Raw genomic sequence first — 12,346 nt, 5'->3', positions numbered from 1 at the left:
GGACGACACCGCGACCACCGATGAGGATACCGCTGTCACCATCGACGTGCTCGACAACGACAGCGATCCGGACAACCAGCCGCTGACCATCACCGAAGCCACGGTTCCTGCCGAGCAGGGCTCGGTCGAGATTGTGAACGGTCAACTGGTGTTCACACCGGCGCCGGACTTCAACGGTGAGGCTACGATCAGCTACACGGTCTCTGATCCAGACGGCAACACGGACACAGCGAATGTTGTGGTCACCGTTAACACTGTTGACGATGCTCCAGAAGCGTTGGACGACACGGCGACCACCGATGAGGACACCGCTGTCACCATCGACGTGCTCGACAACGACAGCGATCCGGACAACCAGCCGCTGACGATTACTGAGGCAACGGTTCCGGCCGAGCAGGGCTCGGTCGAGATCGTGAACGGTCAGCTGGTGTTCACACCGGCGCCGGACTTCAACGGCGAGGCAACGATCAGCTACACGGTCGCGGATCCAGACGGCAACACGGACACTGCCAATGTGGTTGTGACGGTGAACTCTGTCGATGACGCACCAGAAGCTATCGACGACACGGCGACCACCGATGAGGACACCGCTGTCACCATCGACGTGCTCGACAACGACAGTGATCCGGACAACCAGCCGCTGACGATTACTGAGGCAACGGTTCCGGCCGAGCAGGGCTCGGTCGAGATCGTGAACGGTCAGCTGGTGTTCACACCGGCGCCGGACTTCAACGGCGAGGCAACGATCAGCTACACGGTCTCTGATCCAGACGGCAACACGGACACCGCCAATGTTGTGGTCACCGTTAACCCCGTTGATGACGCACCAGAAGCGTTGGACGACACCGCGACCACCGATGAGGACACAGCTGTCACCATCGACGTGCTCGACAACGACAGCGATCCAGACAACCAACCGCTGACGATCACAGAAGCGACTGTTCCTGCCGAGCAAGGCACGGTCGAGATTGTGAACGGTCAACTGGTGTTCACCCCTGCCGATGACTTCAACGGTGAAGCAACGATCAGCTACACGGTCTCTGATCCAGACGGCAACACGGACACAGCGAATGTTGTGGTCACCGTTAACGGCATGAGCGACGCGCCTGATGCTGAAGACGATTGCGCTGCGACACTGGAAGATACGCCTGTCACGATTGATGTTCTGGAGAACGATAGCGACCCAGATGGTCAACCGCTGACCATCACGGAAGCGACTGTTCCAGTTGATCAGGGCACTGTTGAAATCGTAGACGGCAAGCTGGTGTTCTCGCCTGCTGAAGACTTCAATGGTCCTGCAACGATCACTTACACTGTCACCGATCCAGACGGGAACACGGACACAGCGGTTGTGAATGTTGATGTTCTGCCGGTGAATGACCTCGTTGCGGTGGATGACGTTGCGCAGACGGACGAAGATACGCCTGTAACCATCGACGTTGTGGCCAACGACCAGAACCCAGATGGCGGTGCGCCGACTGTGATTGGTGCGACTGTCCCTGCGGCCCAAGGCACTGTGGCGATCGTTGGTAATAAGCTGGTCTTTACACCTGCAACGAACTTCTTTGGTGAGGCGACGATCGATTACACCATCGAGGACGAAGAGGGTGCGGTCGATGTGGCTAAAGTCACTGTCACCGTAAACAGCGTTCTTGAGGCACCGATTGCGGTTGATGATGTTGAAACGACTGACTTTGAAACGGCAGTCACCATCGACGTTCTGGAAAACGACAGCGATCCAGATGGCACTGTCCTAACGGTGATAGACGCATCTGTCCCTGACGTTCAGGGCAGCGTTGAAATCGTCGACAACAAGGTTGTCTTTACACCTGCAGCTGGCTTCGAAGGTGAGGCGACAATCAGCTATACCATCGAGGATGCGGATGGTCTGACCGCTGATGCCGTTGTCACTGTGACGGTGAATGATGCGCCTCCGCCGCCTCCGCCAGTTCCAGATGGAACGGTCGAAGGGACCTCGGGCGACGATATCATTGACGACAACTATGCGGGCGATCCGAATGGTGACTTCGTTGACAATGACGACGCGATCCTGCCGGGTGACACTGGTGATGACGACCTGATCTATGGCTACGAGGGTGATGACACCATCCTCTCGGGCGATGGAGATGACGAAGTCTACGGTGGCGTCGGCAATGACACGATCCTAGATGATAGTGGTTCGGATACTGTGTTTGGTGAAGATGGGGACGATGTCATCAACACCGCAGGTGGTCAGCAAAGCCCCGATACGGCCTATCCAGGTGTGTATGCGGCCGATAGCGATCCATTCGATGATCGGGATACCGTTTATGGCGGAGCTGGCAACGACACGATCACCACGGGCGATGACAATGACACCATTTATGGTGGCACTGGCAATGACACGATTGACGGTGGCGTCGATGACGACCTGATCTACGGTGAGGATGGCAACGATACCATCATCGGCAGCGAAGGCGATGACCAGATCCTCGGCGGTGACGGTGATGACCTGATCTACGGTGGTTTGACGACTGATGTCCTCGACCTTCCTGATGATCTGGATGGCGACGGTGATAGCAACGACCTCGGTGAAGACCTTGTTACCAATAACAACAAGGACATCATCTCGGGCGGCGCTGGCAACGACACCATCTATGGCGGCGATGACGATGACCTGATCAGCGGTGGCGCTGGCAACGACTTCGTTGATGGCGGTATTGATGACGACGTCATTCACGGCAACGCTGGTGACGACACGCTGCAAGGTGGCCAAGGCGACGACCTCATCTTTGGTGGGGACGATGATGACATTATCATCGGTGGCACGGGCGAAGACATCATGCAGGGTGGCTTCGGGAATGACACCTTCTACGGCGGCAACGGTGGCGACATTGTTGTCGGTGGCGAAGACGCTGATGGTCTAGATGTTGACGTGCTGAACCTGACCGGCAGCGGTGTCGATCATATCGTCTACAACAGCAGCGATCCTGAAGCTGGGACTGTGTTCTTCAACGACGGTTCGGTGATGACCTTCTCGGAGATTGAGAATGTTATCCCGTGCTTCACACCGGGTACGTTGATCGCGACACCGCGTGGGCAGGTTCCTGTGGAACAGCTCCATGTTGGGGACAAGATCATCACACGTGACAATGGCATCCAAGAAATCGCTTGGTTGGGTCAGAAAGAGATGCCGGGCAAGCAGTTGATTGCGAACCCGCACCTCAAGCCGATCCTGATCAAGGCTGGTGCTTTGGGCAACGGTCTGCCTGAACGTGATATGCTTGTGTCGCCGAACCACCGTGTTCTGGTCGCCTCCGACCTCACGCAACTCTACTTTGAAGAGCGTGAAGTTCTGGCTGCGGCGAAACACTTGGTCGGTAGCGCGGGTATCCATCAGGTTGATGTGACCAACACGACTTACATTCACTTCATGTTTGAACGTCATGAAGTGGTGCTGTCGGATGGCGCATGGACGGAAAGCTTCCAGCCTGGTGACTATAGCCTCAAGGGTATCGGCAACAGCCAGCGGAACGAGATTTTCGAACTCTTCCCCGAGCTGAAGGAGAAAGCGGGCATTCAGGATTATCAATCCGCTCGTCGTGCGCTGAAAAAACACGAGGCCAAACTTCTGGTCCGTTAAGACGTGCAGCTGACCGGAAGGGGGCTACTTTTCCGGTCGCAAGTCTGAAGGTGGGTCAGACAGCCATCCCGATGATCTTGGGCGACACCCTCGTGGCCCGAGACATCGGGATGTTGCGTTTCAGCGGCCTGTTTCTGCGCGAAATTCGGCCCAGTCCTCGGGCGTGTCGAGGTCGCGTCGGGCGCGTTGATCGGGCAGGGGCACGAGGTGAGTTCGGTCGCGATACGGGCGCACAATGCAGTTGCCGCCTTGATCGCCTCTGATCGTAGCAAAATTTTCGCGTAGCGAGCCGTCAAAAAGGATCGGATGACCGGGTTGAAAGTCATCTGTCGCGCCGCGCCAAATGAGGGCATCGGGGGCTTGGGCAGGGCCTGCTAGAACAGCGGCCATATCTGCGGTTTCAATTTCAATCAAATCAGGCAGGACCATTAGGAGATGGGACCACTCTGGTATTCGCGCGACTGCGCCACGCATGGAGCCTGACATTCCCTCGGATGCTTCGGGGACGATGAGATGGGTCACGGGCAGGTCCGCGATGAGCGCCAGACGCGGGTGGTCTGCCGATGGCAGGGCGACGTAGACGGGAAGGCCAAGCCCGAGCGCGCGTTGACACTGAAGCCGCAACAAGGGCACGCCATCGACAAGCTCGCGCAGTTTATCTCCGCCGCGCATCCGCGACGACTGCCCAGCAGCGAGGATCAGGACGACAGTGCCAACGGAGGGTGCCGGCGCTGTCATGGTTTTACGGAAGGATGCGGGTGTATTTGGTGCCTTCGAGCGTGGCACCAACGCGGAACCCCGCCTGAGCGAACACGACCGCAATCACGGGCGACAGCGAAGTCGTCGTCTGAGCGCGCAGCGTATCGCCCTGATCGTTCAGAGCGTATTCGATATCTGCACCGGCAGCCCAACCCGGAGAGGAACGGAACTCCATCAGCGCTTCTTCGGTCATGAAGAACAGGACGTGGCTATATTGCTGACCGCCAAGCTGGAGACCCGCGCTTGCCGATGCGGCAGAGTAGTAGTCGACGGTGGATTGGCTGATCCGCAGGGCACCACGACCGAACGATCCACCTAGGCCAAAGCCAACTTCGGTGACGAGCGGCATAACCAGCATACCGGCGGCTTTCATCGAAAGATCGCGGGTCGCAGGGTAGGTGCTATACATATACGACAGCGTGCTATCGACGCGCGCGTCAATTGTCGCGGCGGCGTTTGTGCCAACACCGTTGGAACAGGCGGCGACAGTCGTTGCCAAAGAGCCTAGCGCAAAATTGCGGCGGGTAAGAAGGGTCATTGCTCGTGCCTCTATCTGGGGGCGGCTTTTGCCGCTCTATCACGCGAACTATAGGCGCGATTTTCGCGCCTGTCATCCACTACATAAGGTGTGCGCGGGTGTTAGCCGTTTAAGAGCCGCGCCGCTTCGGGGGCGAAATACGTCAGGATGCCGTCGCAGCCCGCGCGTTTGAAGCACAAGAGGCTTTCGAGCATGACTTTTTCCCCGTCGAGCCAACCGTTTTGAACGGCTGCTTGGATCATCGCGTATTCGCCTGAAACTTGATAGGCATAGGTCGGCACGCCAAAGCTGTCTTTCACGCGACGACAGATATCGAGGTAGGGCATTCCCGGTTTCACCATGACCATATCCGCGCCTTCCATCAGGTCGCGTTCGACAAGGCGAAGCGCTTCATCGCTGTTGCCCGGATCCATCTGATAGGTCTTTTTATCGCCCTTTAGCGCGCCCGATGCACCAACGGCGTCACGGAACGGACCATAGAAACCCGACGCGTATTTGGCGGTGTAGGACAGGATCGCAACGTTCTGATGGCCCTCGCTCTCTAGCGCTGATCGCATAGCGCCGATACGGCCATCCATCATGTCGGAGGGGCCGAGGATATCTGCACCAGCTTCAGCCTGAGCCAATGCCATTTTCACCAATGCCTCGACCGTTTCGTCATTGATGATTTCGCCATCCACCACATAACCGTCGTGCCCATTGATGTTATAGGGGTCGAGCGCGATGTCCGTCATGATTGCCATTTCGGGAACGGCATCTTTGATCGCGCGGATTGCTGTGTTTGTCAGGTTGTCGGGTGACCACGCCATCGCGCAATCTTCGGTCCGATGTTCCATCGAGGTGTAGGGAAACAGGCACATCGCGGGGATACCCAAGTCGTGCGCTTCTTTGGCGGCTCTGACCACACGGTCGATCGTTTTACGGGTCACACCTGGCATCGACGCGATTGAGGTTTCATCGTCGCGGCCTTCCATGAGGAAGACGGGCCAGATGAAATCGTCAGTTGTCAGCGTGTTTTCGCGAACCAAAGCGCGAATGGCAGGGGATTTACGAACGCGGCGCAAACGAGCGGCAGGGTATTGGGCGACGGTGGGTTTCATAGCGGGCCTTTCATGTCACACACGATGGGTGCCACGGAAATTTCATGACGACAAGTCTAGGCTTTGCCGCAGGTGAAGTTTAGGTTGGCGGAAAACAAAGATCAGGCACGACAGTGAACTGGACCCAGACGGTATTTGAAGTCATCGATTTGCGCTCTTTCTCGAACCTTTGGTTCTGGATTGCGCTCGCTGTGCTGTGGTCGACGACCAGTCATTGGGTGATTGGTGTTCCCTTTGACCTCATTCAACGTGCCGCCCGCGAGGGTGGAGAGCCGTTTGCAGACCTTCAAGCGATTGTTCGGGTCAATGTGAACCGTCTTCTCTATATCTCTCATCAATCCGGATTATGGCTTACGGGCTTTATGTGCTTTGTGCTGACGGGGCTGTTTTTGTTGGCGTTCGTTTACCATATCGAATTCGCGGAGGCGCTGTTCCTCCTCGGGTTTCCGTTGTCATTGGTTGGACTTTTGTCGATTAATACGGCGATGCTGATTAGGTCCGAAGGGATGGAGCCTGAGGTGCTGTTTCGCCGTTTGCGGCGTCACCGCACCTATGTGCAATTCATCGGTATGTTCTCGATCTTTGTGACTGCGACCTACGGGATGTACCAGAACCTTGGCGGTGCTTACGGGTTCTGAGTTGACTTTACCCCGTGGCGGGGTAGGTCTCGCGCATGAAATCACAATCCCACATTACCGTTTGCGGCGCCCCCGAAGGGTTTGACGCGAAATTGATCCTTGATGAAGTCGGAAAATCTGGCGCTCCCGTGCTCCACATCGCGCGGGACGATCGGCGATTGACCGAAATGCAAGCGGCCTTGGCGTTTTACGCGCCCGAGATGCCTGTAGTCGTGTTTCCTGCGTGGGATTGTTTGCCATACGACCGTGTATCTCCGAACGCTGATATTTGTGCGGCCCGTATGGCGACCTTGGCGGCATTGGCCCATGGGATGCCAAAGCAGTTCGTTCTGCTGACGACGCTCAATGCAGCGACACAACGTGTCCCTGCGCGGGGGCTGCTAAAAGAGGCGTCCTTTACGGCGCGGGTGAATAGCCGCATCGATGAGGCTGCGTTAAAACAGTATTTGGTCCGCATGGGGTTTACCCAATCACCGACTGTGATGGAGCCTGGCGATTATGCGGTTCGGGGCGGGATCATCGATATCTTCCCTCCGGGTGAAGCGGGGCCAGTGCGACTGGACCTCTTTGGTGACGTTCTCGACAGTGCGCGGCGGTTTGATCCAGCGAGCCAGAGGACAACGGAAAAGCTCGATGTGGTGGAACTCGCGCCCGTTTCCGAGGTGATCCTCGATGAGGCGGCGATCACGCGTTTTCGTCAGAACTATCGTATCGAATTTGGCGCGGCTGGCACTGACGATCCGCTGTATGAGGCGATCAGTGCGGGGCGCAAACATGCGGGCGCGGAACATTGGCTCGGGTTCTTCCATGACCACCTTGAGACGTTGTTTGACTACGTCCCAACCGCAACGGTGACGATTGACGATCAGGTCACGCCAACGCGGCTCGCCCGATGGACGATGATCGAAGACGCCTATGACACGCGGATGTTTGCCCTGAAACAAAAGGGGCGGATGGACAGCGTTTATAAGCCAGCGCCGCCCGCCTTGATGTATATGGACGATCCCACATGGGAGGCCGTCATCGCGGATCGTCGCGTGCTGCAATTTACGCCGCTCAAACAATCGACTGGTCTGGGTGTGATCGACGCAGGCGGTCGCATTGGTCGCGATTTCGCACCTGAGCGCCAGCAGGAAAACGTAAACCTTTTCAAAGCTCTGATGCTGCACGTTAAGGCACGGGCGTCTGAAGGGCCTGTAGTTGTAGCATCCTATTCCGAGGGTGCGCGTGAACGTCTGATGGGGCTCTTGGAGGATGAGGGCGCTGGTGAAGTGATCCCCGTGCAGAACTTCTCTCGCGTTGGGAAATCAGGTCTACACCTCGCCATATGGCCCCTTGAAAAAGGATTTGAAACCAAAGGCCTTACGGTCATTTCTGAACAGGATGTTCTAGGCGATCGTCTTATTCGGCAGACCAAGAAAAAGCGTAAAGCCGAGAATTTCCTGACCGAAACGCAGAGCCTCACACCCGGTGATCTTGTCGTACACGTTGATCACGGTGTCGGACGATACAAGGGCCTTGAGGTCGTTCAAGCTTTGGGCGCCGCGCATGAGTGTATTCTTCTGGAATATGCCGAAGGATCGAAGCTGTACCTGCCTGTTGAGAATATCGAACTGCTGTCCAAATTCGGGCACGAAGATGGTCTTTTAGATCGTCTGGGCGGTGGTGCATGGCAGGCGAAGAAAGCCCGCATGAAAGAGCGTATTCGCCAGATGGCGGAACGTTTGATCCGCGTAGCGGCCGAACGTGAGTTGCGCAAAGCGCCTGTTCTGTCACCACCCGATGGCATGTGGGATCAGTTCCTTGCACGTTTCCCCTATGCGGAAACCGAGGATCAGCTTCAGGCAATTTCCGACGTACTTGAGGATCTAGATTCAGGTCGTCCGATGGATCGTCTCATCTGTGGCGACGTGGGCTTTGGCAAGACCGAGGTTGCAATCCGCGCCGCCTTTGTTGCGGCGATGTCGGGTGTTCAGGTGGCGGTGATTGCGCCGACGACATTGCTTGCGCGTCAGCACTATAAGAACTTCGCCGAACGGTTCCGTGGCTTCCCAATCAACGTAGCGCCTCTGTCGCGGTTTGTCAGTGCTGGGAATGCGGCGAAAACTCGTGAGGGCATGGCGAACGGGCAGGTCGATATTGTTGTCGGAACCCATGCGCTGCTGGCGAAAGGCGTGAAATTCAACAACATTGGCTTGCTGATCATCGACGAAGAGCAGCACTTTGGTGTGCAGCATAAAGAACGTCTGAAACAATTGCGCTCTGATATTCACGTTCTCACGCTGACCGCGACGCCGATCCCACGGACGCTGCAATTGTCGCTCTCTGGGGTGCGCGATTTGTCGATCATCGGCACGCCACCCATCGACCGTTTGGCGATCCGAACCTATGTCAGCGAATTCGACACCATTACGATCCGCGAGGCGCTCTTGCGCGAGCATTATCGTGGTGGCCAGTCGTTCTTTGTTGTGCCGCGTTTGTCTGATCTGCCCGAGATGGAGGATTGGCTCAAACGCGAGGTGCCCGAAGTGTCGTTCGTTGTGGCACATGGTCAGATGGCGGCAGGTGAGCTCGATGATCGTATGAACGCGTTCTACGACGGGAAATACGACGTGCTTTTGGCAACAACGATTGTCGAGAGCGGTTTGGATATTCCGACGGCGAACACGATGATTGTGCACCGTGCTGATATGTTTGGTCTTGCGCAGCTCTATCAAATCCGAGGGCGTGTCGGTCGATCGAAGACCCGCGCCTATGCCTATCTGACGACTAAGCCGCGTGCGAAACTGACGCCTCAGGCCGAAAAGCGTCTTCGAGTGTTGGGGAGCCTTGATACCCTTGGGGCTGGATTTACCCTTGCGTCTCAAGACCTTGATATCCGTGGTGCAGGTAACCTCCTCGGTGAGGAGCAGTCGGGCCACATCAATGAGGTCGGGTACGAGTTGTACCAGCAAATGCTGGAAGACGAGATTGCGCGGATCAAGTCTGGCGCGATTGGTCTGTCGGACGACAACGGACAGTGGGCACCGCAGATCAACCTTGGCGTTTCTGTATTGATCCCAGAGACTTATGTGGCTGATCTTGATGTGCGTTTGGGCCTCTATCGTCGCTTGTCTGCCTTGACGAAAAAGGTCGAACTCGAAGGGTTCGCGGCTGAACTGATCGACCGTTTCGGTCCGTTGCCGAAAGAGGTGAACACCCTGATGCTCATCGTGCGGATCAAGGCGATGTGTAAACGCGCGGGTATCAGCCAGCTTGACGGTGGACCTAAGGGTGCTACCATTCGGTTCCACAACGATAAATTCGCATCACCTAAAGGGTTGGTCGAATTTATTCAGGCGCAAAAAGGCATGGCGAAGGTCAAAGACAACAAGATCGTCGTTGGCCGCGAGTGGAAAACTGAAGCAGACAAGATCAAAGGGGCCTTTGCGATTGCCAAAGACCTTGCTGAAAAAGTTGCTGAAGAGAAGAAAAGCAAGCAGGCGTAAACCGTTACGCCTGCCATTTTATGCGTCTGTTGCGATCATCTCTTTGATGTCAGTGATGACTTTCGACCATAGTTCAGTGGGTTGTGCGCCCGCGATAGCGTGTTGGCCGCCGACGATATAGGTCGGCACCGAACGCACACCCATTTCGCGGCTGTGAGCCTCGCGTTTAAGAATGCTTTCCACATCTGAGTCCGACTTCAAAAGTCGTGCAATAACAGCCGCATCTAGCCCGATGCTATCAGCGATATCGCACAAGACTTCGGCGCTACCAATGTCACGACCTTCGGTCCAGTAGGCCTTCAGTAGGGCAGACATAGCTGCCGTTTGGCGGCCTTCGATCCCTGCCCAGAACACGAGACGATGTGCGTCCAAGGTGTTCGGCGTAGTTTTCATGTCATCGAAATTGAACGTCACGCCAGCTTGATCCGCGTGTTTCTGCAGTTCGACATGAGCCGCGACTGCAGCGTCCTTGCTGCCAAAGATCCCTTCGAGGTAAGCGGCGCGATCGACGCCAGCCTTCGGCAAAGCAGGGTTCAGCTGGAACGGATGCCATTCGACGGTAAAGGGATGGTCTGGTGCTTGTTCTAGGGCACGGTCCAGATAGGCCTTGCCAATATAGCACCACGGGCAGGACGGATCGGCGAAAATATCAAGCTTGACCATGAGTGGCCTCCCAGTCGGCGCGCAAGTTGCGGCGCAGTAGTTTGTTGTTTGCGCCACGCGGTAACACAGGGACACGCACAAAGATACGAGGGCACTTATAGCGAGCAATTCGCGAGGCCGCAAAAGCCGCGAGCGCGTCAGTGTCGATTTCTTTGGCGCTGGTGTAAAAAGCGGCGATCACGGTTGTGTCGGCTTTGACGGTGACTTCGCTCGCAGCGACCTCGTGGATGTCGGGGTGCGTGGCGAGGGCTTCTTCGACTTCGACAGGCGAGACGCGATAGCCGCCAGCGTTCATCATGTCGTCCACGCGGCCCTCGTATGTGATGGCGCCATCCTCTGACATTCGACCAACATCGCCCGTGAGGAACCAATCGTCGACAAATCGCGCAGCGGTTTCTTCGGGTTGATCGAGGTAGCCGATCATCAGCCCGAGATCGGATTTGTGAACTGCGATGGTGCCTGCTGTGCCAATAGGAACAGGGCCGTTTTCATCGATCAAAGCGATCCGTCGTCCTGTCTGAGGGAAACCAAGCGTTCCAGTTGGCGCAGGGCGTGACGGGGAACTCGATAGGAAGGTCGAACATTCGGACATGCCGTAGGCTTCGTAGAGTTTGGTGCCTGTTGCTGTGGTCCACGCCTCACGAAGGCTTTCGGGCAGTTTTTCGCCCGCGGAAAACCCGTGCCTGAGGGTCGACATGGCAGGAATCTCAGAGCGCAACATTTGACGATACACACCCGGTGCGGCGGCGATTAGGGTTGCCTGATGTGCTGAGATGAGCGCGGGGAGGTCCGTAGGTTTCGTCCCGTTTGCCGGGATGAGGGCCGTTGCGCCAGCGGCCCAAGGGTCCATGAGCCCCGTACCTAGCGTATAGGTCCAATTGAACGCGCCTGCATGCATCAGGCGGTCTGCCGGACGCAAATCATACCAGCCCGTCCACATCATTTGACGCGCCCAGACTGCGCGGTGGGCGTGAACGACGGCACGAGGTTTTCCAGAGGTGCCAGAGGTGTAGATGATATAGGCGGGGCGATCAGACGGCCCAAAATCAACCGGCGCGGGGGCGAGGCTGTGAAACGCCTCTAGTTCTGACGCCATCAGGACAGGGGCGGTGTGATCGGGGAGGGCGATCCCTTCATCGGCAACGATGAGGGCTGGGTCAATCTCTTTTGCGATCTTGCTGATCTCTGTCGCGGTGAGCTGCGACGAGGTCGGGACGGGAATGAGCCCGACGGCAATGGACGCCAGATAGCAAATCGGGAACTCGGGCGTATTGCCCAAGCGCATCAAAACGCGGTCGCCAACGGTCAATCCTTTGGCCAGAAGTCCAGCCGCGACGCCACGGATTGCGGTTTCTAGGTCGGCAAAGGTCCATTCCTCGGATGTGTTTTCGCTGATCACAGAGAGGGCGACCTTGTCGGGCGTTGCACGGCCAGCCTGCAGGACGTGGTCGGCCATATTGAACGGCTCAGGACAGGCAGTGAAAGGGCTGGTGTCGATTTCGCTAATCATGTGACATCGCTAGAAGGGCTTTGAGGTC

8 protein-coding genes are annotated in these 12,346 nt (G+C 56.8%); 3 read left to right on the top strand and 5 right to left on the bottom strand.

Features of this window, described 5'->3' with window-relative positions; translation table 11 throughout:
* Positions 1-3,622, top strand: a 3,622-nt coding sequence (locus AC07ED_RS06920) for an Ig-like domain-containing protein (protein WP_478241994.1), incomplete at its 5' end; no start/stop codon positions are given.
* 120 nt (positions 3,623-3,742) lie between these two features.
* Here AC07ED_RS06920 and AC07ED_RS06915 read toward each other — a convergent pair.
* The 3 genes from AC07ED_RS06915 to hemB all read right to left on the bottom strand — a co-directional run bounded on the left by AC07ED_RS06915 (position 3,743) and on the right by hemB (position 6,019).
* Positions 3,743-4,360 carry a nucleotidyltransferase family protein gene (locus AC07ED_RS06915; RefSeq protein ID WP_105235118.1) on the bottom strand — a complete coding sequence of 206 codons (618 nt, stop codon included), beginning with the start codon at positions 4,358-4,360 and terminating at the stop codon, positions 3,743-3,745.
* Positions 4,361-4,364: 4 nt separating this feature from the next.
* Positions 4,365-4,919, bottom strand: a complete 555-nt coding sequence (locus AC07ED_RS06910) for a lipid-binding SYLF domain-containing protein (protein ID WP_067544918.1) — start codon at positions 4,917-4,919, stop codon at positions 4,365-4,367.
* Positions 4,920-5,020: 101 nt separating this feature from the next.
* Positions 5,021-6,019 carry a porphobilinogen synthase gene (gene hemB, locus AC07ED_RS06905; protein WP_105235117.1) on the bottom strand — a complete coding sequence of 333 codons (999 nt, stop codon included), beginning with the start codon at positions 6,017-6,019 and terminating at the stop codon, positions 5,021-5,023.
* 113 nt (positions 6,020-6,132) lie between these two features.
* Between hemB and AC07ED_RS06900 the strand changes: the two genes are divergently transcribed.
* The gene (locus AC07ED_RS06900; protein ID WP_067544924.1) at positions 6,133-6,657 is read left to right on the top strand and encodes a component of SufBCD complex; all 525 of its coding nucleotides are present in this window, start codon (positions 6,133-6,135) and stop codon (positions 6,655-6,657) included.
* 35 nt (positions 6,658-6,692) lie between these two features.
* Positions 6,693-10,145, top strand: coding sequence for a transcription-repair coupling factor (gene mfd / locus AC07ED_RS06895; RefSeq protein WP_105235116.1), 3,453 nt, complete (start codon positions 6,693-6,695; stop codon positions 10,143-10,145).
* Between the two features lie 18 nt (positions 10,146-10,163).
* Here mfd and AC07ED_RS06890 read toward each other — a convergent pair whose 3' ends face one another.
* Together AC07ED_RS06890 and AC07ED_RS06885 are read right to left on the bottom strand one after the other, a co-directional pair.
* Positions 10,164-10,808 (bottom strand): DsbA family oxidoreductase, encoded by a 645-nt coding sequence (locus tag AC07ED_RS06890; RefSeq protein WP_105235115.1) that lies wholly within the window; start codon positions 10,806-10,808, stop codon positions 10,164-10,166.
* On the bottom strand, positions 10,795-12,318 hold the full coding sequence (locus tag AC07ED_RS06885; protein WP_105235114.1) for a class I adenylate-forming enzyme family protein: 1,524 nt from the start codon (positions 12,316-12,318) through the stop codon (positions 10,795-10,797). The genes AC07ED_RS06890 and AC07ED_RS06885 overlap by 14 nt, the downstream gene beginning before the upstream one ends.
* Positions 12,319-12,346 lie beyond the last annotated feature (28 nt).

It is taken from the genome of Aestuarium zhoushanense, assembly GCF_056431045.1.
This window is presented reverse-complemented; position numbering and strand designations above follow the sequence as displayed.